We start from the raw sequence: 21532 nt of genomic DNA, 5'->3' as shown, positions 1-21532 counted from the left end.
TCATTCCGCGGTGAGCGCCTGTGTCGGTGAATGGAGCTTGTCCAGGGTGACGCCGTTGCCCAGATACATGTGCACCCCGCAGGGCAGGCACGGATCGAAGCTGCGCACCGTGCGCATGATGTCGATGCCCTTGAAGTGCTCCCGGTCGTTCTCCTCGAAGATCGGCTGGCCCTGGACCGCGTCCTCATAAGGCCCCGGCGTACCGAAGGAGTCACGCGGACTGGCGTTCCATGGCGTCGGCGGATACGGGTGGTAGTTGGCGATCTTGCCGTCCCGGATGACCATGTGGTGCGACAGCACACCGCGCACCGCCTCGGTGAAACCACAGCCGATGCCCTCGTCGGGCACCTCGAAGTGTTCCCAGGTCTTGGTATGGCCCGCCCGGATCTCACCGAGCGCCTGCTCGGCGAAGTGCACCGCACATGCCGCCGCGTAGGCCTGGAAGTAGGTCCGCGCCCGGTCGCGTTCGATGGTGTTGCTGCCGTGCGCCGGAATCTTCCATTCCAAGGTGACCGGGCCCTTCAACGCGGTCTTGGGCAGGTTGATCTGCACGCTGGAACCGGTGGATTTGACGTAACCGATGTCCACCAGCCCGGCCAGCGCCGTCGCCCACAGGCGAGCCAGGGGCCCACCTCCGGTGTCGAGTGCGAGATGGTCCTTGCCATCGAACCAGCGGGGGGACATCACCCAGCTGTACTTGTCGTCCAGGTCGCGCTTCTGCGGTCTCGGGTTGGTGTGCTGATTCCACGGGTGGCGCCGGTCGACCGGATTGCCGAGCGGATCGGTCGTGACGAACATTTCCTGATCGGTCCAGTCCTCGTAATACGAACTGCCCAACAGGATCCGGAGACCGAGATTGATGTCGACCAGCGAGGTGGTGATCAGCTTCCCGTCCACGACTACGCCGGGGGTGACGAACATACCCCGGCCCCACTGCTCCATGCCCTTGTAGTCGAAGTTGCATACCGCTGGATCCTGGAACGATCCCCAGCAGCCGAGCAGTGTGCGGCGCAGACCAACCTGCTCGTAGCCCGGCAGCGCCTCGTAGAAGAAGTCGAACAGGTCGTCGTGCATCGGCACGACCTTCTTCATGAACTCCACGTACCGCATCAGCCGCGACATGTAGTCGGTCATCAGCTGAATCGTCGCGACCGTGCCGACCCCACCGGGATACAGCGTCGACGGGTGCACGTGCCTGCCCTCCATCAGGGAGAACATTTCGCGCGTGTACCGACTGACCTGCAGCGCCTCCCGATAGAACTCGCCGGTGAACGGATTGAGCGCCCGCATGATGTCGGCGACGGTGCGATAGCCGTGGTCACCGGCGTGCGGCGCCTCGGTGCGCTCGGCTTGTTCGAGCACGCCCGGGTTGGTCTCGGCGACCATCTTCTCGCAGAAGTCCACCCCGACCAGGTTCTCCTGGAAAATGTTGTGGTCGAACATGTACTCGGCGGCCTCGCCGAGGTTGACGATCCACTCGCCGATGGGCGGTGGTTTGACCCCGTAGGCCATGTTCTGGCAGTAACACGAACAGGTCGCGTGGTTGTCACCGCAGATGCCGCAGATGCGGCTGGTGATGAAGTGCGCGTCGCGGGGGTCCTTGCCCTTCATGAAAATCGAATAGCCGCGGAAGATCGACGAGGTGCTGTGGCACTCGACCACTTCGCGACTGTTGAAGTCGATCTTGGTGTAGATGCCCAGGCTGCCGACGATGCGGGTGATCGGATCCCAGGCCATCTCGACCAGGGCGTCGGGTTCGATCTTGCGAAGCGACGGATCGGGAATGATCTCTGTCATCGAAATATCTCCCTACCAGGTGCGTGTCGCGCCGGACTCGAGCTTCCCGCCCTTGTGCCGCCAGCGCGGTTCCTTGTCGACGGTGCGGCCGGTGATGTGACGCAGACTGCGGATCACCGACCCGTACAGCCCGGAAGCGGTCGAGGAGATCTTGCCGCCCGGCGGTTCGTCCATGAACGGCATGAACTTGTCCGGGAATCCCGGCATCGTGCAGCCGATGCAGATGCCACCCACATTCGGGCACCCGCCCACGCCGTTGACCCAGCCGCGCTTGGGCACGTTGCACTTGACGACCGGGCCCCAACAGCCCAGCTTCACAATGCATTTCGGTGATCCGTACTCTTCGGCGAAATCACCCTGCTCGTAGTAGCCCGCTCGGTCGCAACCTTCGTGCACGGTGGCGCCGAACAACCACTTCGGGCGCAGCGCGTCGTCGAGCGGGATCATCGGCGCCTGGCCCGTGGCCATATAGAGAAGGTATGTAAGGGTTTCGGACAGATTGTCGGGCTGGATCGGACAGCCGGGCACGCAGACGATCGGAATGCCCGCTTTGCTCTTCCATTCCCAGCCGAGATAGTCCGGGACACCCATCGCGCCGGTCGGATTTCCCGCCATCGCGTGGATGCCGCCGTACGTCGCGCAAGTGCCCGCGGCGACCACCGCGGTCGCCTTCGGCGCCAGTCGATCGAGCCATTCGCTCGTCGTCATCGGCTGACCGGTCGCAGGATTGTTGCCGAAGCCGCACCAGTAACCCTCTTCGTGCAATTGCTCATTGGGGATCGACCCCTCGACGACCAGAACGAACGGATCCAGTTCGCCCCGATCTCCCTTGAAGAACCACTCCAGGAAATCGTCCGCGCCGCCGGTCGGGCCGCATTCGAAATCGATGAGCGGCCAATGCACGGCAATCTTCGGCAATCCCGGGAGTGATCCGAGTGCGATCTCTTCGATGCTCGGCTGGGTGGCGGCGGTGAGGGCCACCGAATCGCCGTCACAGCTGAGTCCCGCATTGATCCAGAGGACGTGGATCAAGGTGTCTTCGGCTTTTACTGCTTCCTGAGTTGGCATCGGACTGCCACCTTCCGCAGCGGGGGCACGCGGATGAATCTCTGGTCAGCTACGCCGACAGATCCGCGTGTGACTCTGATCACATGAGTCTAGGTCTGAGAGCTGACGGCTTTCAAGGTATCGGTATGCCGACGGTTAGCCGGGCCTCGAGCCAGTCGTACCAGAGGGCCAGTCCATCGCCGGTGGCCGCCGATACCGGAAGAATCTTTACGCCGGGATTCACCGACTGCGCGTATTCCACGCATCGCCCTGAATCGAAGTCCACATATGGCAGCAGATCGGTTTTGTTGATCAATACCAGCTCCGCCGCGGCAAACATGTGCGGATATTTCAACGGCTTGTCGGTGCCCTCGGTGACCGAGATGATCACGACCTTGCCCGCCTCGCCGAGATCGAACAATGCCGGACAGACCAGATTGCCCACATTCTCGACGAACAGCAGGCTGCCCGGCGCCGGATCCAGCGCGTCGAGAGCGCGTCGCATCATGTCCGCATCGAGATGGCACCCGGCGCCGGTATTCACCTGCACGACCTTGCAGCCGGTTGCCTCGATGCGCTGCGCGTCCAGCATGGTCGCCTGATCGCCCTCGATGACGGCCACCGGAACCGAGTCGAGTTCGCGGATCGTCCGCTCGATCAGGGTCGTTTTCCCCGCGCCGGGCGAACTGGTCATATTCAGCGCCAAGATCCCACGTTCACGCAATCGCGCACGGTTCGCCGCGGCGAGCTCGTCGTTCTTGGCGAGCACCTTCTGTTCGAGGGTCAGCGTGGTCAGAGCGTGTTCGTGGGGGTGTTCGTGTTCATGCCCGGGACCATGCTCATGGTGGCCATGATCGTGCGGCTGATCGTGGTCTTGATGTCCGACGGTGATCACCGCGACCCCGTCGCCCTCGCATCCGCAGGTTGCGCACATTGCTCACTCACCTCCATCGATACGATTCGAAGTTCCCGCCCCGCGGTTATCTCGACATCGGCGCTGCCGCAACGGCACAGCACGATGAGGTCGGGCAGGAGGAATTCCGCCCCGCAGTTCCGGCAACGCGCCGTCCCTTCGACAATGCGCAGGTCCAGCTTTGCTCCCTCGGCGATCGTTCCCTCGGTGGCAAGCTCGAAACAGAACTGCATGGACTCGGGCACCACAGCGCACAGCGCGCCGACCTCGACCGTCACGTCGTGCACAAGGCGCCCTTGCGCATGCTCGCAGACGGCGTCGACAAGGTACTGGGTTATAGCCATTTCATGCATCCCGACCTCGCCTTTCGACAAGCCCCGAGGTGAATCCTACGCTGCGGTGTTCTGCGATTGCTCCGGTATTCCGTAGGTGCTTTTCCAGGCAATGCGAGGGCGCAATCCGGCCACCGAATAACGCCGTCAGCGAGAATCAGGCTTTTGCAAGACCACCCGCTCGAGTGCGCGCAGATCTGCATCCAGCTTGCGGAACAACCAATAAGCGGCGACGAACGCGAGCCCGGAGGCCGCGCACAACCCAAGGACCGAATCGCGCACGAGCGGAAGCTCCTCGGGTTCGAGGGCGGTGAATCCGGCCAGCACTCCGACCAGCGGCACCGACGCAGTCACCGCGAGATAGGCCGTGAGTCTGCGACGCAGCGCACGCAGATAGGCGGCGTCGTGCGCCGACGTGCGGCCGTGGCGCAGGTAGATGGGATAGACGCAGCGGACGACGTAGAACGTGGAAAGGAAGAATGTGTACGCAACGGAGATGGTGCCCGCCACCAGAACGGTTGCCGCGGCATGGACTATCAGCCGCGCCGGTAGATCGGTGAACCAGCGAAGCAACATCACTCCCGTCACCGTTGCACACACCGCGAACAGCAGGGTGTTCATCGCACACAGGTCGCCCCAGAACAGTGTTCGCGACCGCACCCGCGCGAGCTTTGCCTCGTCGTAGCGTCTGCCGACGCGTAAACCGCGAGGAACCGCGAGCAAATCACGCGACATGTATGCGTAGATGAGGATGGCAGGCGGCGAGGCGCAAAGGATGAAAACGATGACACCCTTGTTCAGCTGCGAGTTGGTGGCATCGGAGAGCTGCTCTCTGATCAGCTCCTGGACGTGCACAGCCATGTAGACCGTAGCCAGGGTGACGCCGACCAGCGAAGACAACCACAGGATGGGGGTGGGCCAGCGTGAAAGCCGGGCCCGCCAGCTGTTCGGCGGCGGATAGACAAGGTCGCGGGCCAGTTCCTCGAGACACAAATCGAGCTGCTGGGCCAATTCCGAACCGCAGGAGTAGCGGTCTTCGCGGTCGGGCGACAGACACTTCAGCAGCACTTGGCGCAACGCCGCGGGGCAATCCGGCGGAAGCTCCGATAGGAACGTCGACTCGACGGGTCTACGCCGCAGTTCGAGCATGCGGGCCAGCGATGTCTCCGACTCGCCCGCGCAGGTTTCATCCGCGAATGGCCGGTGTCCCGTGAGCAACTCCCACAGCATGACAGCCAGCGCGTAGATGTCGCTTCGAGTATCGAGGTCGGCGGCGGTCGCCGGGAGGTCCGGGTGGCAGGCTTCGAGCTGTTCGGGCGACATGTACGCCAGTGATCCGCCGAAGTACGCGAGAGGACTCGTCCCCTTCAGGTGTTTGCTGGAGCTGACATTGAAGTCGGCCAGTTTCGGGATTCCCTCGGCGCTCAGCAGCACGTTTGCGGGTTTGATGTCTCGATGCAATACCCCGCGGTCGGACGCGTGCTGCAGTGCGTCCGCGAGCCGGCGGCCCAGCCAGGCGACGGTCTCCGGCCAACTCAGTGCGGCGGTCCGGGTCCGAACAGCTGATTCCGTCGGCCGAACCTCGCCCTTATCGGCGAGTACCTTGTCGATGGCATCGAGCAGCAGTTGCCCGCTGCGGTATTCCGGAGGCGTCGAGTGCTGCAGACGCAGCACGTCGAGCAGCGTTCCCCCGGGTAGGTACTGCATGTACAGCAGCTTCAGCTCGCCGTCGGCGATGAGGCGCTGGTCGAAGATGCGCACGATGTATTCGTGGTCCAGTTGCGCAAGGGTCTGTGGCTCGTTGCCGTGGTTATGGGAAATCTTGACCGCGACCAGTCGCTGCATTGATTGTTGTCGAGCGAGATACACCTGGGCGAAGGCGCCGGCCCCGATCCTCATCAGGAGATCGAAATCGTCGATATGGTGGCCGACATCGATCGTGTCGAGAACTATTTGGGCACTCGGACGAGCAATCATGGTGCTGTGGTAGTCGCTCGTGAGCTGTGCGAGATCGGGACCGGCCGCCGTGGCGGTGGCCTCGGCGAGAGTAGCCGCATCGGCTGTGTGCGAACCGCGGCGCAGGGCGTGGAACTCCTCGTAGACCAGCTCGGCCGGAAGCGGACCATCTTGCAGCTCTGCGAATTCCGCGCGGTATTCGAACAGTCGTTTGGGAAAGTGGTAGCGAAGCCAGCGGTATTCCAGATCGATCTTGATCAGTTCGATCAGTATCGTGCGCCGCTCGGCCGGTTCGCGGGGCAGGTACGCCGACAGATCTGGTGGCGAACCGGACGCCCAAGCCTTGGAAAACCGTGCCACCACAGCGGCAAGCGCTGTGCGGGTTCGCTCCGCTGGATCGACCAGGTCGGTCGGCTCGTACATCGGTCGCTCGGGGATCAGCGCCAGGCGCTCAGCCGGCGGCTACGCGCGATGCGGCCCAGGTCGTAGTTGCCCCACATTATTTCCTTTCCGCCAAACCTCTCTGCCCAAGGGTATCGCCCCGATACGAGCGCATGGTCGGCAAAATCGCCGAACCGAGCATGGTGTGCGCGAGCCATGATGGTGCGATATTGGAGGTGAAGCGACACAGTCCCCGCTGAATCTGGAGGGCAGTGCGAATGCCGTCGAAAACTTGGAACATCTCCATCGCCATCGAAGAACTCGACCGCCTGACCAAAGTAAAAGCCCAGCTGATCGGCCGCGGAGATGAGCCGTTGATCTCGGCCGGTTCCGCTCACACAAATCCCGCCGACGAGAATGTCCCCGCCATCGGCGATGAGCTGGCTTGTGCCCGTGCGCTGCAAGATTTGGCTCACCAACTGCTGCACGCGGCCATAACGGATATCGAAGCCCACACGCACAAGCCGGTTCAGGGCTTGCAGGGCTGACATCTGACCAGGCGATAGTTTCATCCCGGTTACTGCGGCGGGGCATTGCGAGGTGGGCATTGTCCTCCGGTGACAATGCCCGCGGGGAATTTGGTTCATGCACGACGGTGTCCAGCAGCGGTGTGATTTCTACCGTTGTCGTCATTCCCTGTACCCCTACCGAGGACACCGATGAATGTTTCGACTCTTCCGGACCGTCGTGCGGCCGCCGCGCCGGACGCGGCCGCCGTCGCCGACGACAGCACCGACCTGGACAACACAGGATTCCTCGACGCTGTGCGGCGTGCTGCCGCTACCCTGCGGGCCGCGGGAGTGTCGAGCGGCGACGTGGTGGCGATCATGCTGCCGAACACTGCCGCCTTTGTGGTATCGCTGTTCGCCACCTGGCGTGTCGGTGCCACGGTCACCCCGATCGACCCGTCGCTGACCGACGCGGAAGCCGACTGCCAGCTGACCGACACGGGCGCCAAGGTCCTGATCACCGCGCAGCGGCCCAGTGTCGATGCCCCGGTGCACGCGGTGATCCCCGCGGACGATCTCACCGCCGCGGACCCCGATGTCGCTGAACCCGCACGGCCCCGCAACGACACACTGGCGCTGCTCATCTGTAGCAACGGCACCACAGGCAAACCCAACAGCGTCACGGTCGACCACGCCAACCTCGACGCCATGTGCGCAATGGTGATCGAGGCATTCGAACTCGACGGGGCCGACCACAGCCTGCTGAATCTGCCGCTGTGCCACGTCAACAGCATCGTGGTCGGCACGTTGTCGCCGCTAATCGCCGGTGGCCGCGCCACCGTGGCCTTCAGCCCGAAGACGTTCTTCGACCGGATCGAGCGCAACCGTGCGACATATATATCCGCGGTCCCGACCACGTATGCACTGCTGTCGGATCTGCCCGCCCAGATCCGGCCGAACACCGCATCGGTACGGTTCGCCATCTGTGGCGCGGTCCCGGTCGACGTCGAACTGCTGGCTGAATTCGAACGCAGCTACGGAATACCGATCATCGACGGCCACGTCTCCGAAGTTCCCGCGCGAGCACGCTCGTTCTGCTCACCGTCACCCGCAAGGACACCGTCGGAATACGCCGCCCGGGCCAGCTGATTCGGATTGATTTCCACGATCCGCAGTTCGCTGCCGGTGTTGTCCCTGGAGCACAACACCGCAATTTTCCGCGCGGTAGCCGTCGAGTAACTACCGTTGGGGCGTGACGACTTTTCGTCGCGACGGTCATGTCGATGTGAGCCGCTATGTCGCGGAGATCGCCGCCCGCATGAACGAGCGGGTGACGGAAATCAGCGCGATCCTCCGACGCGGTCTCGAGCACGATATCCCCGAATTACGCGGCGACCCACGCACCGTCGAACTGCTCGGCGCCAGCGTGGAAGGCAATCTCGATACCGTCCTGCACGCGCTGCAGCACGACATACCGGTCGCTCGGATCAACGCTCCCACGGCCGCCATCGAGTACGCCAGACGCCTTGCCCAGCATGGAGTTCCGGTCAATGCCCTGGTGCGCGCCTATCGGGTCGGCCACAGGCGGATGACCGAGTTGGTCTTCGCCGAATTACGGGCCGGTGATATCGCGCCCGCCGATGGTGTCGCGGTCGCGGAAGCGATCACCACCACGATGTTCGACTACATCGACTGGATCACCCAGCAAGTCGTCGCGGTGTACGAGTCCGAGCGCGAGCAGTGGCTGGAGAGCCGCAACAGTGCCCGCGCGCTGCGCGTACTCGAGGTGCTGTCCGGGAAGAAGCCAGTCGATATCGATGCCGCGACCGAAGCCATACGCTACCCGATGCGTTGGCATCACCTAGCGCTGATTCTCTGGTATCCCGACACCGGCGCGAGCAGTGACGAGCTGAACCGGCTGCAACGCTTCGTCCGTGAGCTGGCCGAGGCGGTCGGCGCGGACGCCGCGCCGCTGGTCGGGGCCGCCGACCGGACAAGCGCCTGGGCTTGGCTGCCGTATCGGTCCGAGCAGTCCGACGCGGTGGACAAGGTCCGTGATTTCGCCGCCAAGTGTCCGGATGCCCCGCATCTGGCGATCGGCATCATGGGCCAGGGGCTATCCGGTTTCCGCCGGTCGCATCGGTATGCGCTGCGCGCACGCTCGGTCGCGCTCGCCGGTGGCGATGTGGAACCGAGGATCATCGCGGCGGGTGAGCCGGGGTTGTCGGCTGCGGCGCTGTTCGACGGCGGCAGCGCGGAGGTCCGCGAATGGGTGGGCGAGGTGCTCGGCGAATTGGCCGCCGACAACGAGAACGATGCCCGGCTGCGCGAGACGCTGCGGGTGTTCCTGCGCACCGGTTCCAGCTACAAGGCGGCTGCCGCAGAGCTCGATCTCCATTTCAACTCGGTGAAATACCGGGTCGGGCGGGCGGTTTCGCGGCGGGGGCGGCCGATCACCGACGACCGGTTGGACGTCGAGCTGGCGCTGCTGATCTGCCACTGGTACGGCGCGGCGGTATTGCGGCCGAATTCGGACTGACCGCGGCGAGAAATCGAGATCCTTGGGACCAGAGTGACCTTCCCAGTCTGATGGCCGAGGAAATCGTGGTTCCCGCCGTCGCCGACAGCGGTAGCGTTGGACACAGCGCGCGCAATCGTTTCGCTCGAGGCGGCGGCGACCACGGAGACCGATGCGGTCATCCGAGATCTTCCACCGCCAGCTGTGAACAGCAAGTACTGGCTTGTGAGAAAGTGCCGCACTCATGACCGGTCACATCACTTACCGCGAGGTCGACTCCCATGGCGGTGTTCGCCTCGATCCGTCGGATGAATTCTTCTCTCTGTTCCTGGATCCGACACGGACCTACAGTTGCGCGTTCTGGACCCGCCCCGACGACACACTCGAACAGGCCCAGCTGAACAAGATCGACCTTGTGCTGGGCAAATGCACCGCCGCTCCCAGGGAAAGCGAGGATACCGATGTCCAATCATCAGGCCGTTCACGTGCAATCCGCCGGTGCGGAGTTGAAACTGGTCGATGTCGAAACAGAAGCGCCGCCGCGCGACCATGTGCGCCTCGCGGTTTCGGCGTGCGGGATCTGCGGTACCGACCGTGCGTTCGTCAGCGGAGCATTTCCGGACATGTCGTGGCCGCTGACACCGGGGCATGAGATCGCGGGCACGATCGCCGAACTCGGCGCAGGCGTCGACAACTACGTCGTCGGTGACCGCGTTGCCGTTGGCTGGTTCGGTGGGCATTGCAACAAATGCGTCCCATGCCGCAGTGGCGACTTCATCCATTGCCGGAACATGCAGGTTCCCAGCTGGCAGTACCCGGGCGGATACGCCGAGTCGGTGACCGTACCGGCCAATGCGCTGGCCCGCATCCCTGACGCGCTCTCCTTGGCCGAGGCCGCGCCGATGGGTTGCGCCGGCGTCACCACCTACCACGCGCTTCGCGAAACCCGGGCGGTACCCGGCGACCGCGTCGCCATTCTGGGCGTCGGCGGACTCGGCCACCTCGGCGTGCAATTCGCTCACGCGATGGGCTTCGAAACCATCGCGATCGCCCGCGGCGCGGACAAAGCCGAAGACGCCCGCGCCCTCGGCGCCCATCACTACATCGACTCGACTGCCGGCGAGGTCAGCCGAGCGTTGCGGAGACTCGGCGGCGTGTCCGTTGTCCTTGGGACCGTGGGCAACGCGAAAGCCATGGGCGAAACCGTCGATGGGCTACTACCGCGCGGTGAGCTCATCACCATCGGGGTCTCCGCCGAGCCACTGCCGATCAGCCCGATGCAGCTGATCACTCGCGGACTCAGCGTCACCGGCCACGCCTCCGGCACCGCGCGCGATATCGAGGAAACGATGCAATTCGCGGTCCAATCCGGCGTGCGCACACGAATCCAACAGCGGCCGCTGGATCAAGCCGCCGAGGCATACGCCGCAATGGAACAGGGACGGGCCCGGTACCGCATGGTCCTCACGGTCTGAGTGATCAGGTTTGGCCGCATTGCTGATCGTCGCAGGTCATCAGGCCTGTTCGGAGACGTCGGCGGGCGATTTGACGTGGATGAATCCGGGCCGGAGCCTTCCCTTGCGACGTACCATCGATTAATGTGTCGTTATATAGCGGTACGTTAGTTGAGGGGAAGATGTCTCATGGAGATCGCGACGAAGTTCTGGACGGTGCGTCGTGTGGTGATTGCGACGCTTTTCAGCATCGCGCTGGTGCTGATGACGATCGCGTCGCCGCACCTTTTCGCGGCCTCGGCCGGGCCGCGGGATTCGCACAGTCCCGGGGGTGGTCACGGCTACGGGGTAGGGACGCGCCCCAACAGTAATGACCACAGTCAGCGCAACAGTGGTTACGGCTACGGGGCGCGCTCCAACAGTGACGGCCACGATCAGTACCGAGGTCGCACCGAGAACCCCTGCCAGTACACCCCGACGGGGACGTGCGGAGCGCGCTGACAACGAGGTCGGGCGCCATCCCGATCCCCGTTGGGGTGCAGGGTTTTGCGGCATTTGCAGTGCGGATACCTGGAGAAGCCGGGGATCCGGCCGAGTGTCGCGACGGGAATCCCGTCCGCGGCGGTGCCGCGGCAGCGTCTGGGGCGGAACTCTGCTCAGTCGCGGCAGGGGCACGGTCTTGACCCTCCGCTGTCGTGGCATTAGGATTCTATCAATTATCCGTCAGATATTATCGAATAATCGATAGAAAGAAGTTCGATACTCGCTCGCGTATACCTGGATGCGGCCGGAGCCTGCGGCTCTCCGGACGCGCGTGTGGGTCGGGCGGACTTGCGCGAGGACGCCCACGCGCGGGTAGCCGCCGCATCGAGAGGTGTGCAGTTGTTATTGACTGGCAGTTTCTTCGGCCGGGTCGGTGTGTGGGGCAGGGCCTGGATCGCTCTCGCGATGCTTATGGTCCTCGCGCTGGCAGTTCGGGTTCCTGCGGGGCGCTGGGCTCGCGCGGTGCGTTCTATTCGTATGGCCCATCCCACTGTCCGAGAATTGAAAATCTCCACCTCACCGCACTTACCTGGATCCACTTCTGGTGCGGGAAAGAAATCGATGGCTACCGTGCGCTGAGGCCAATCAAAAGAATGGCTCCGGCATGTTTTCGAGTTTCCTGTCATCTTTCCCGGAAAGGCATCGATGCTGCTGAGTGGCGCCCGCTCCGGTTGCCACTTCACCTCGGGCAGCGCAAAGGCGGGAGGCCACGCAGTGGTCTCCCGCCTTTGCCGTGATTACCAGGGGCCGATGATATCCTTGACTTTCTCGACGATCTCCTCGAGTGGAACGTTCGCCTGGATTACCGTGCCGTCGTCGGGGTTGATCAGATCCAGGCGGGTGCGGGTGAGTTTGGAGTATTTGATCACCCACTTGCCGTTGCTGTTTACATAGCGATCGTGGTAGTTGCCATAACCGTGCACCCCGAGTGTCCCGCCCCAGACGAGTATGTCCTCCAATCTCCAGTCGCCCTCGGCAGTCGTCGCGGACGTCAGCTGGATCGCGGGATCGAAGCCCTGATGGTGCGTTTTGGCGGGACCGATCGTGAGCTTCAGGAAGGCGATGAACGGGTCCCGGCCGACAAGGATGGGGCCACCGCTGCCTGTGGTGTCCACCACGACGTCCGGAGCGAGGAGGTCGCGCAGCGCGTCCCAGTTTTTCGCGTCGATATCCGCGAAGTAGCTGGTCTTGAGCTGCTTGATCGCTTCGATGTCGGCGGTCGCGTCGGTCGCCGAGAAGACGCCCGGGAAAGCGGGCGGCGACGGCTCGGCGTTGGCGATCGAGATGCCGACGGCGCCGAGCATTGTCGCCGTGCTCAACGCGACTGCGGTGCGCAGTGCACGTCGCTCGCCCGGTCTGGCCAGGAATCGACGATGGTTTTCTACAGACATATCTCTTCTCCTCTTCGAGTGGGATATCTCGGATAATTTGGTCGGTAGCGGATGATCAGCAGGACCGAGCAGCTCAGGTGCTTTGGTCCGTGCAGAATCCGATTGGTGATGTCTTTTGGAATCCAGAAGCATTTCCTCCACTCGGTGTGCGGCACCGGGTGATTCATTTCATGCATTTGCCGTGTTTCTGAGCCGAAGGAGCTCGAATCTATTTACCTCGAATAATAGGAGGTGCGTATAACTGGTGCCGTACGGTAGTGACATTTTTAGCACCGAGAAAGTAAAAGTGGAAGCAATAAAAGTTGTGCGGAATATGTGAATCTCGATCCGATCCGTGGGAGCCGGTCGGCGCGCTTTGTCCCGCTCACTGGGAGGTGGATTTGACAGAGCGAGCTATGGGAGTGCAATCCGAAAGCTATCGGCAGTGCCGCGTGCTGTTGATTGCCCCTATGTTGATCGCGTGAATGCGCGAGGCTATCACTGTGTCGGTTGATAAATACATAGCAGACGATTCCGGTTTAAGCGGTGCGATGACCGGAAATTTCCGTTTAACGAGAAGAACTCTCGAACCTCGTTCAGCGCATCGGGCCGAAACCGCCATTGGATCCGTGGTCCCGCTCTTGCCGGACCTCGTCGATGACCCAGGCCGCGATCTGGGCGCGGGAGGTGAAGCCGAGTTTGCTCAGGATGTGTTCGACGTGGTGCTGTGCGGTGCGCTGGGAGAGCACGAGTTTTGCGGCGATCTGTTTGTTGGTGAGTCCTTGGGCGACAAGGTTGGCGACTTCGCGTTCGCGCTTGGTCAGGGTCGGTCCGGAGTCGTGTGGTTTGGTGGTCGGTGGTTCTCCCAGGGCGTACGCGACAGCGGCGTTCATCCCCATGGCTTGTCCGCGCTGGAAGGCGGCGTCGAATCCGCGGTCGCCGAGTGCGCGCCGCACGAGGCGCTCGCATTCGTCGTGATAGTGGGATAGCTCCGTGAAAAAAGTGGTGACACCTGGGGCGGAGCGCAGCAGGTGCTCGGCGGCGCCCATCAGGATGGCCGCGCGTTCGCCATTGTCGTCGGCGCCGGTCCAGGCCAGTCCCTCGATTGCCAGCGCCGCGACGACAGGGCTGCGGACGCGCCGGTTGGCTCGTAGTGATTCCAGCAGTAACTCTTGTGCGCGGGACTGCTCGCTTTGCTGCCATACGGTGATGGCGATGCCCCACAGTGTGGTCGATCGGAACAGCGATTCGCCGCACGCCTGGGTGATGGAAAGTATCCGCTCGTGATACTGGATCGCCCGTCCGGTGTCTCCCCGGAGTGCGTGTGCCCATCCGAGGTTGGACAACGTGGAGATATACAGAGCTCCTCGTGCGTTGGATTCGAATACCGCGAGGGTGGGCTCGAGTGCGGATATCGCCTGATCGAGTTCACCTCGAAACAGTGCCAGGGTGCCCTCGGCGGCCGTGGCCAGCGCTTTGGTGGTGGGTGCGGGGTCCTGTTCGGCGAGGGCGCATGCCTGCTCGACGAGGCTGGCCGCGTATTGCAGGTTTCCCCGCACCGCAGCCATGTACGTGCTCGTATGCAGTGCTTTGACGCGATCGGGTATCGAATGTGCGGCGGGGTGGTCGAGGATGCGGTCGAGCCAGCGTCGGCCTTCCCCGAACCGTCCTCGGAAGCTCCAGTACACGAATAACGCGGCGGCGGTGCGCAACCCGGACTCGGCCGATTCCGCGGTGTCGTCGGATACACAGAACTCGAGCGCGTCCCGCAGATTCGACTGTTCGCGGTCGAGTCGAGCGAGCACGTCGAGCTGCCGGTCACTGATCCACCCGGCCTCGGCGTCCAACGCCAGGCGCTGGTACCAGTCGCGGTGGTGTCGACGCAGATCCTGGTATTCGCCGGTCTCTCGTAGCTTCTCGCGACCGTAGTCACGCATGGTCTCGAGCATTCGGAAGCGCACGACGCCTTCGGGTTCCTCCCGATTCACGATGGACTTGTCCACCAGGGAGGACAGTGCGTCCAGCACACTCTCCGGCGCCAACTCGGCACCACACACGCATTCGGCGGCGTCGAGCTCGAAACCACCGGCGAATACCGTTAGCCGAGCCCACATCCGCTGCTCGACCGGCGTGCACAGCTGGTAGCTCCAGTCGATGCACTCTCGGAGTGTCTGTTGCCGGGTGGGTGCGGTGCGACTACTGCGGGTGAGCAGCGCGTATCGGTCGGTGAGCCGCTGCAGGATCTGGTGCGGCGACATGGCGCGCATCCGTGCCGCCGCGAGTTCGATCGCCAGCGGCAATCCGTCCAGCCGCGAACAGATTCCGGTCACGGCGGCCTTGTTGTCGTCGGTGAGTTCGAAGCCGGGCACCACCGCCGCGGCGCGGTCGGCGAACAATGTCACGGCGTCGTATTTGGGCAGTCCGCGCAGCGGCGGTTCACCGTCGGGGTCCGGCACGCTCAGCGGCAACACCCGCAGTACCGCTTCCCCGGCAATGTCGAGGGGTTCGCGGCTGGTGACGAGAATCCGCAGATCCGGACAGGCCATCAGCAACGTCTCGACCAGCCCCGCGGCAGCCGCCGACACTTGCTCGCAGTTGTCCAGAACGAGCAGCGTTTCCCGGGATTGCAGGAACTGGACCAGCACTCCCTGCGTCGACCGGGCCGAATCGTCCCGCAGGCCAAGGGCGGCCGCGACGACGTCGATGAGCATCGCTGGGTTGCGCACATCGTCCAGTTCGACAACCTGGACCCCATCGGCGAAATCGCGTCGAGCGTTCGCCGCCGCTCGCAGCGCAAGCCGGGTCTTGCCGACGCCACCGATCCCGGCCAGCGTCACGAGTCGGCAGGTGGACAACAGATTTTTCACCTCGGCCGTCTCGGTGCGGCGGTCGACGAAACTGGTGAGCTCCAATGGCAACTCGCCGATGCTGCCGTGACCTTCAGCCGTCGGCGGCGGGCCCCATTCCCGCATTGCCGAGGCGTAGTCCAACGGCTCTGGGGCTGGTTTCACGTGCAGCGCCATCTCGCCGACCGGGTATCCGTGGCGCAGCTGTACCTGCCGGAGGGCCTCGCCTATTCCAGTCGCCGACGGCCGCTGCTGCGGATCCCGTTGCATCGCCGATTCCACCACCGCCGACAAGTCATCGGGTATGCCGCTTTCGCGCAGCTCCGGCACCGGCTGGCTGGTGATCCGCAGGAACTGGGCGACTACTTGCTCACCACGGCGGCGTTCGAACGCGGCATGCGCGGTGAGCGCGCAGAACAGGGTCGAACCGAGCCCGTAGATATCCGCGGCCGACGTCGGGTCGTCGCCACCGAGCACCTCGGGCGCGGTGAACGCCGGAGACGCGGTCACGACGCCCGTGGTCGTTCGGAATCCGTCGGCAATGCGCGCGATGCCGAAATCTGTCAACGCCGGCTCGCCGTAGTCGGTGAGCAGAATATTTCCCGGCTTCACATCACGGTGCACGATGCCGAGCCGATGGGCGCTCTCGAGCGCACCCGCGATCTTCACCCCGATCCACAACACGGTCTGCACCGGCAACGGTCCCTGCCGACGGATCCACGCGTCCAGCGAATCCAACGGGTGATACGGCATCACCAGATAGGGACGTTCACTTGCGGTGACACCCACCTGGAGCACAGTGACGATATTCGGATGTCCGGTCAGCCGCCCCATCGCCCGCTGCTCGCGAAAGAACCGCTCCTGGTTCTCCTCGTCGAGCTCCGCGGTCAGCACCTTCACCGCCACCGTGCGATCCAGCGCCACCTGCCTGCAGCGATAGACCTCACCGAAACCGCCACGCCCGACCTCTTCGGCGTCCTCGAACCCGGACGCGCTCAAATCATCCGCGACGGGTGTGACCGCGTCGCGGCGGGTCCGAAATGGATCATCGGCTGTCATCAGCGGCGTGCAATCCACTCGGCAGGTACGCGAACATCGGCGCCATGCGCTCCCTTTCGACAATGCCCAGCGTATCGCTGGCAAAGATGAACGGTCCGCCCGTCCGCGTCGCGAGTCACGGGCCTATGGAGCGTCGATCTCATCGGCGAGTGGGGTCAGGGTGACCAGAGGAATTGTTCGGGTCGTCATCGCCTGATAGTCGGCGTAGCCGGGGTGGGCTGCGATGACGTCGGGCCAGAGTTCGTCCCGCTCGGCCGGTGACAGGACGCGAGCGGTCATCGGCCGGTTCGGGCCGTGCACGAGCGAAACCTGGACTGCGGGGTTCGCGCGCAGGTTGTGCAGCCACGCCGGGTCGGTGGGATCACCGCCGCGGGAGGCGACGATGACGATCGTGTCGCCGTCGATGATCGGTGCGGTGAGGACGACGGTGTGCGGTCGGCCGGATTTGCGGCCGGTGGTGGTCAGCGTGAGCGTCGGCATGCCTTTGAAGGTTGTGCCGAGGATGCCGCCGCTGATCTTTATTACCGTGCGGTGGATGGTGGTCAAGGTCTTGAGCTGACGGTCGGTCGGCATGGCGGCGCTCCTTCTGCTGGCTGATGCGTGATCTGCTACCCAGCTTCCGGATGCGACTAGTAGTCCACTTGTAAACCGATGCGGTTGTGCACGGTGGTGATCCACTCTCGGCATCCGCAGCGGCGGGCGAGGCGTTCTGCGGCGGCGTAGTGCTCCGCCGCGCGGTCGGGTTTGCCGAGCAGCGCCGCGAGGTCGCCGAGCACGGTGTCGACCGGGCCAACGGCGTGCGCGCCGGTGTCCGCGCCGCCGATCTGACCGGTGTAGGTGCGCAGCTGCTGGTACACCTGCGCCGCTTCGGCGCGTTGTTCGAGACCCGCGACGGCCATGCCGCGCACGGTGAGGAACAGCGAGCGGAAGAAGTCGTTACGCAGCGGGCGGCGACCCTGCGTTGCCGCTCGTGCGCCGCGCCGGTCACCGGTCGCCAGCAGCGCCAACGCGAGCGGGTCGGCGACGAGGTCGTTGCCCGAACTTCCGAGTTGGGTGAACATTTCGGCGAGCAGCGGTGCGAATTCGCCGACCCGGCCTTGCGTGAGACGGATGGTGAGGAGGGCGATCAGCTGGTTGCCGTCCGAATCGAAGACCTTGTGGCGCATGAACAATTCGTGGGCCTGCTGATAATGCTGTTCTGCCGCTTCGAGATTCCCCGTCAGGTGGGCGATCATCGCGCGGCCCATGGTGTTCGCGGCTTGGGCCTGACGCCACTGGTAGCGGTCGGCCAGCAGCGTCGCGGCCGCGAGTTCGGTATTCGCGCGGTCTACGTCGCCACCGGCCGCGGCGACTTGGAATGCGGCGTTGCGGCCGATCAGCGCGAAAGCGGGAAGATCGTTGGCCTCGCCGAGGCGAATCAACTCGGTGGCGAGCCGTTCACGATCGGCGAGCGGAATTGATGTGTCGTACACCGAGGTTCGCGCCTGCAAGGCCAGCCCGAGCAGTCCAGGATCGCTCAGTCCGCGTGCCAGCGCTTCGGCTTCCTCGGCCGCCTCGCTTGCTCGTTCGTGCAGTTCTCCGCCGATCTCGCGGACGAGCGCGACGAGGAGCCTGCAGCGCGCCTGCGGCGTGAGCCCGGGTGTCCGCAGCGCCTCGTCGATGGAGGCAACCACCCGCTGGTCGACGGATCCGTACGCGCGGTTCAGCCAGGGAGTCGGCGTGTCCCATGCGGTGAGCGCCTCGACGAGCAATTCAGGCGTGTCGGCCGCCGACACCGCCTGGTCGCGTGCATCGCGAGCTGGCAGTCCGGCGCCGGCGGCGAGATGGCTCCTGCTCATAGCCGAAAGCACGGCGACCCGCTCGGCCGTCGTGTCTGCGCCGGTGATCCGTTCGAGCGCGTTGACGGCGCGACCGTAGCTTTCGGCCGCGACATCGTGGACGAATCGGCGTTCGGCCTGTTCACCCGCCGCGCGAGCATAGTCGGCGGCCCGCCGTGCCGTCGCCGCGGTGAGCGCCTCCCCGAAATGGTGCGCGAGCGCCGACAGGTCGTCCGGTCGGGCCCGCTCGATCGACTCGGCAATGCGCAGATGCCAGCGGCGTCGCCGTATGCGGGACAGGTCACCGAGCAAGGTGTCGCGGACGAGCGCGTGCGTGAAGCGCGCGTGGTCGGGATCCGGTTCCTCGAGCAGTCCGGCGAGCACGCCCGCCTCCACGGCATCGAGGACCTTGTCCTCGTCGATTTCGGCCGCGCCGATCAGCACGTCGATGTCGAATTCGCGTCCGATCACCGCGGCGAGGCGCAGGACCGACACGCTGACTTCGGGTAGCCGTGCGAAGCGCCTGCGTAGCACGTCGCGGACGCCTTCCGGTACCTCCGAAGTCGCCACGAGCGCGCCCTCACTGGCGAGTAGACGAGCACTTTCGGTGAGGTAGAAGGGATTTCCGTCGGTGCGTTCGGCCAGTGCCTCGATCGTTGCCCGATCCGGATCGTGTCCCGATACCGACCGGATGAGAACCGCCGCATCGTCGAAACCCAGGCCGCGCAGGCGTATCCGCGCTGCGGTCACGGTGGCCAGCGAGGCCAGCGTGTCTTCCAGCGGCATCCCGATCTCGTCGGGACGGTAGGCGATCACGATCAGGATCGAGGCCGATTTCGCCACGCTGGCGAGCAGAGTTGCCGTCTCGGAGTCGCCGCGGTGCAGGTCGTCGAGAAATACCGCGAGCGGTTGCTGTCGTGCCGCCTCGTCCAGGTACGCACCGACGGCGCGATGCAGTAGGAACCGCCCGACCGAGGCATCGGCGCCGAACTCGCGGCGCCGATCGGCGAGCAACGGCTCCAGCGGCTCGGCGTATCGGCCGGGATCGACCGTGCCTGCGAGCTCACGTAGCGCCTCCAACCAGGCCCAGGCCGGTGGTGCGCCGTCCTCCTCGGGACAGCGGCCCGTGACCACACGCCAGCCGCCGGCCGCCAGCTCGGCCCGAAACCGCTGCAGCAAGCGGGATTTGCCGCTGCCTGCTTCCCCGATCACGGCCGCGACACGAGGTGCGCCGCCCGCTCGTGCCGCCCGCCGCAGCTCATCCAGTTCCCTTGTCCGGCCGATGAATTCGGAATGCGCTGCGGGTGGCTCGGGTGTCGGTGACGGAAATGAAACCGGTGCGGGTAGATCGACGGGGATGCGTTGCGCCAGCAGATCGGCCTCGAGTTGGACCAGGGCGGGGCCGGGGTCGATGCCGAGTTGGTCCGCGAGTACGTCGCGGGCGGCACGTAGCGCGGCGAGCGCGTCCGCTTGTCGCCCCGCATGGAACCGCGCCAGCGCCGAAATACGCCACGCCTCCTCGCGCAGCGGATGCGTACTCGTCAACGCATCCGCTTCCGCGGCAGCGGCGGTCGGGTCACCGAGTTCGACCAGTGTCGCGGCCAGTCGCTCGCGCGCGGCCAGGCGTAGTTCCTCGAGTCGGTTCGCTTCGGGTTGTGCCCACGATTCGTCGCTGAACTCGGCGAATGCCGGGCCGTGCCATCGGCTGAGCGCCTGTTCGAGAATGCGCCGTCGTTCTGCGGAATCCGTTGGCGCGCTGCGTAGTTCGGCTTCGAACTGCCAGGCGTCCACCGCCTCGGGGGCGAGCCGTAGCGCGTATCCCGGTGCTTGGCTCACCAGCACGGTGGCCGGCGAGCGGGGCGGCCGATCCGGCTCGAGGAGCTTGCGCAAGTGCGAAATGTAGACCTGCAACGCGGCGAGTGCACGCGGCGGCGGCTCACCGCGCCAGAGATCGTCGATCAGCCGGTCGATCGGTACGACCGCGCCGCGGGCCACGACCAGAAGGGCGAGCACACCGCGCTGGCGTGGGCCACCGAGATCGACGCTGCCGCGCTCTGTCTGCGCGGCCAGCGAGCCGAGCACCTGAATCCGCACCATGACCGGCCAAGTCTATTGCAAGTGCGCTACAAGCGGATCGACACACAGTGAGAACCATGAACACCGCGACTCAGACCACCGAACGCCCCGATACGGCTGACATGGTGCTTGTCCACAACGCCTTTCGCCGCCATTTCAACGCGCTGCCCGGACTCGTCGGCGATGTAGCCGACGGCGATACCGCTCGCGCGGGCCGCATCGTCGAGTTCCTCACCGAACTCGATACCGGCCTGCATCACCACCACGCCGGCGAGGACGAGCTGATGTGGCCACTGCTGCTCGGGCGGGCGAAGACCGATGGCGCACTGATTCTGCGGATGGAGGAACAGCATGAGCGGATCGCCGAACTGATCGCCCGCGCGGACCGCCAGGCCGAGGAATTCGCCGCATCGGCGCATCCTGAGGCGCGCGGGCATCTCGTGGCCACGCTGTCGTCGCTCGCTGCCGCCCTCGACGAGCATATGGCCGAGGAGGAGGCACTCGTCCTGCCGCTCGCCGGGCGCGTCATGACCGTTCGCGAATGGGCGGCGCTCGGCGAACGGGGACGCGCCGCCGTGCCCAAGGACCGGCAGTTGGTCTTCCTCGGCTTCATCCTGCAAGGGGTACCGCACGCTGAACGCCGAAAGTTCCTTGCCGACATGCCGTTCGCCGCCAGACTCGCCTGGCGCCTGCTCGGCCGCCGCGCCTTCGCCAAGGAGTACCGCTCGATCTATGGGACAGATCCCGAATAGATCCTCGGCCTGTGTTGGCCCCGAGACCTTCCCTGCTGGGCGATACCTGCGCGGCGGAGCCGTCTCAGGTGTCCGATCACATTCAGGCGCATGTGCATCGCAGTGCGGCGGCGGATTCGCGAACCGAGTTGGACAAGGAGTGGGAGCGCGCGGACAACGTCG

15 protein-coding genes and 1 pseudogene are annotated in these 21532 nt (G+C 64.7%); 7 read left to right on the top strand and 9 right to left on the bottom strand.

What is annotated here, in order from left to right:
* From ACQPZ2_RS37070 to ACQPZ2_RS37050, 5 genes are all read right to left on the bottom strand, one after another.
* Positions 1–1797: a nickel-dependent hydrogenase large subunit gene (locus ACQPZ2_RS37070; RefSeq protein ID WP_433522662.1), complete on the bottom strand. Its 1797-nt coding sequence runs from the start codon at positions 1795–1797 to the stop codon at positions 1–3.
* Between the two features lie 12 nt (positions 1798–1809).
* The gene (locus tag ACQPZ2_RS37065; RefSeq protein ID WP_063043142.1) at positions 1810–2865 is read right to left on the bottom strand and encodes a hydrogenase expression protein HypE; all 1056 of its coding nucleotides are present in this window, start codon (positions 2863–2865) and stop codon (positions 1810–1812) included.
* A gap of 112 nt (positions 2866–2977) precedes the next feature.
* Positions 2978–3778 (bottom strand): hydrogenase nickel incorporation protein HypB, encoded by an 801-nt coding sequence (gene hypB, locus ACQPZ2_RS37060; protein WP_433522661.1) that lies wholly within the window; start codon positions 3776–3778, stop codon positions 2978–2980.
* Entirely contained in the window at positions 3736–4110 is a 375-nt protein-coding gene (locus tag ACQPZ2_RS37055) for a hydrogenase maturation nickel metallochaperone HypA (RefSeq protein ID WP_433527622.1), read from the bottom strand. Before ACQPZ2_RS37055 ends, hypB begins: the two co-directional genes overlap by 43 nt.
* Before the next feature lie 126 nt (positions 4111–4236).
* Positions 4237–6468: a serine/threonine-protein kinase gene (locus tag ACQPZ2_RS37050; RefSeq protein WP_433522660.1), complete on the bottom strand. Its 2232-nt coding sequence runs from the start codon at positions 6466–6468 to the stop codon at positions 4237–4239.
* Positions 6469–6704: 236 nt separating this feature from the next.
* Here ACQPZ2_RS37050 and ACQPZ2_RS37045 point away from each other — a divergent pair, with 236 nt between their 5' ends.
* From ACQPZ2_RS37045 to ACQPZ2_RS37020, 6 genes and pseudogenes are all read left to right on the top strand, one after another.
* On the top strand, positions 6705–6974 hold the full coding sequence (locus tag ACQPZ2_RS37045; protein WP_063043146.1) for a DUF1876 domain-containing protein: 270 nt from the start codon (positions 6705–6707) through the stop codon (positions 6972–6974).
* Positions 6975–7145: 171 nt separating this feature from the next.
* On the top strand, positions 7146–8084 hold the full coding sequence (locus ACQPZ2_RS37040; protein WP_433522659.1) for a class I adenylate-forming enzyme family protein: 939 nt from the start codon (positions 7146–7148) through the stop codon (positions 8082–8084).
* Between the two features lie 169 nt (positions 8085–8253).
* Positions 8254–9474, top strand: a complete 1221-nt coding sequence (locus tag ACQPZ2_RS37035) for a PucR family transcriptional regulator (protein WP_433527621.1) — start codon at positions 8254–8256, stop codon at positions 9472–9474.
* A gap of 223 nt (positions 9475–9697) precedes the next feature.
* Positions 9698–9895, top strand: a pseudogene (locus tag ACQPZ2_RS37030) (class I SAM-dependent methyltransferase); the annotation flags it as partial.
* Between the two features lie 19 nt (positions 9896–9914).
* Positions 9915–10928: an alcohol dehydrogenase catalytic domain-containing protein gene (locus ACQPZ2_RS37025; protein WP_433522658.1), complete on the top strand. Its 1014-nt coding sequence runs from the start codon at positions 9915–9917 to the stop codon at positions 10926–10928.
* A gap of 168 nt (positions 10929–11096) precedes the next feature.
* Positions 11097–11408 (top strand): hypothetical protein, encoded by a 312-nt coding sequence (locus tag ACQPZ2_RS37020; RefSeq protein ID WP_433522657.1) that lies wholly within the window; start codon positions 11097–11099, stop codon positions 11406–11408.
* A 779-nt stretch (positions 11409–12187) separates the two neighbouring features.
* Here ACQPZ2_RS37020 and ACQPZ2_RS37015 read toward each other — a convergent pair.
* From ACQPZ2_RS37015 to ACQPZ2_RS37000, 4 genes are all read right to left on the bottom strand, one after another.
* Positions 12188–12754 carry a nuclear transport factor 2 family protein gene (locus ACQPZ2_RS37015; RefSeq protein ID WP_433522656.1) on the bottom strand — a complete coding sequence of 189 codons (567 nt, stop codon included), beginning with the start codon at positions 12752–12754 and terminating at the stop codon, positions 12188–12190.
* 662 nt (positions 12755–13416) lie between these two features.
* Entirely contained in the window at positions 13417–16725 is a 3309-nt protein-coding gene (locus ACQPZ2_RS37010; protein WP_433522655.1) for a protein kinase domain-containing protein, read from the bottom strand.
* Positions 16726–16848: 123 nt separating this feature from the next.
* Positions 16849–17298 carry a nitroreductase/quinone reductase family protein gene (locus tag ACQPZ2_RS37005; RefSeq protein ID WP_433522654.1) on the bottom strand — a complete coding sequence of 150 codons (450 nt, stop codon included), beginning with the start codon at positions 17296–17298 and terminating at the stop codon, positions 16849–16851.
* Between the two features lie 56 nt (positions 17299–17354).
* Positions 17355–20639 carry a BTAD domain-containing putative transcriptional regulator gene (locus ACQPZ2_RS37000; protein WP_433522653.1) on the bottom strand — a complete coding sequence of 1095 codons (3285 nt, stop codon included), beginning with the start codon at positions 20637–20639 and terminating at the stop codon, positions 17355–17357.
* Between the two features lie 56 nt (positions 20640–20695).
* Between ACQPZ2_RS37000 and ACQPZ2_RS36995 the strand changes: the two genes are divergently transcribed.
* Positions 20696–21370, top strand: a complete 675-nt coding sequence (locus ACQPZ2_RS36995) for a hemerythrin domain-containing protein (protein ID WP_433522652.1) — start codon at positions 20696–20698, stop codon at positions 21368–21370.
* Positions 21371–21532 lie beyond the last annotated feature (162 nt).

This window comes from Nocardia pseudovaccinii (genome assembly GCF_050942345.1).
GTDB lineage: Bacteria > Actinomycetota > Actinomycetes > Mycobacteriales > Mycobacteriaceae > Nocardia > Nocardia pseudovaccinii.
Note: the sequence above shows the minus strand (reverse complement) of the source record. Positions and strands in the feature narration are given on the sequence as shown.

Bases quoted from the DNA above. Each gene is read 5' to 3' on its own strand.
- ACQPZ2_RS36995 (WP_433522652.1), top strand. From the start codon at position 20,696: ATGAACACCGCGACTCAGACCACCGAACGCCCCGATACGGCTGACATG.
- ACQPZ2_RS37020 (WP_433522657.1), top strand. From the start codon at position 11,097: ATGGAGATCGCGACGAAGTTCTGGACGGTGCGTCGTGTGGTGATTGCG.
- ACQPZ2_RS37055 (WP_433527622.1), bottom strand. From the start codon at position 4,110: ATGCATGAAATGGCTATAACCCAGTACCTTGTCGACGCCGTCTGCGAG.
- ACQPZ2_RS37025 (WP_433522658.1), top strand. From the start codon at position 9,915: ATGTCCAATCATCAGGCCGTTCACGTGCAATCCGCCGGTGCGGAGTTG.
- ACQPZ2_RS37005 (WP_433522654.1), bottom strand. From the start codon at position 17,298: ATGCCGACCGACCGTCAGCTCAAGACCTTGACCACCATCCACCGCACG.
- ACQPZ2_RS37045 (WP_063043146.1), top strand. From the start codon at position 6,705: ATGCCGTCGAAAACTTGGAACATCTCCATCGCCATCGAAGAACTCGAC.
- hypB (WP_433522661.1), bottom strand. From the start codon at position 3,778: ATGTGCGCAACCTGCGGATGCGAGGGCGACGGGGTCGCGGTGATCACC.
- ACQPZ2_RS37035 (WP_433527621.1), top strand. From the start codon at position 8,254: ATGAACGAGCGGGTGACGGAAATCAGCGCGATCCTCCGACGCGGTCTC.
- ACQPZ2_RS37050 (WP_433522660.1), bottom strand. From the start codon at position 6,468: ATGTACGAGCCGACCGACCTGGTCGATCCAGCGGAGCGAACCCGCACA.
- ACQPZ2_RS37040 (WP_433522659.1), top strand. From the start codon at position 7,146: ATGAATGTTTCGACTCTTCCGGACCGTCGTGCGGCCGCCGCGCCGGAC.
- ACQPZ2_RS37070 (WP_433522662.1), bottom strand. From the start codon at position 1,797: ATGACAGAGATCATTCCCGATCCGTCGCTTCGCAAGATCGAACCCGAC.
- ACQPZ2_RS37010 (WP_433522655.1), bottom strand. From the start codon at position 16,725: ATGACAGCCGATGATCCATTTCGGACCCGCCGCGACGCGGTCACACCC.
- ACQPZ2_RS37065 (WP_063043142.1), bottom strand. From the start codon at position 2,865: ATGCCAACTCAGGAAGCAGTAAAAGCCGAAGACACCTTGATCCACGTC.
- ACQPZ2_RS37015 (WP_433522656.1), bottom strand. From the start codon at position 12,754: ATGCTCGGCGCCGTCGGCATCTCGATCGCCAACGCCGAGCCGTCGCCG.
- ACQPZ2_RS37000 (WP_433522653.1), bottom strand. From the start codon at position 20,639: ATGGTGCGGATTCAGGTGCTCGGCTCGCTGGCCGCGCAGACAGAGCGC.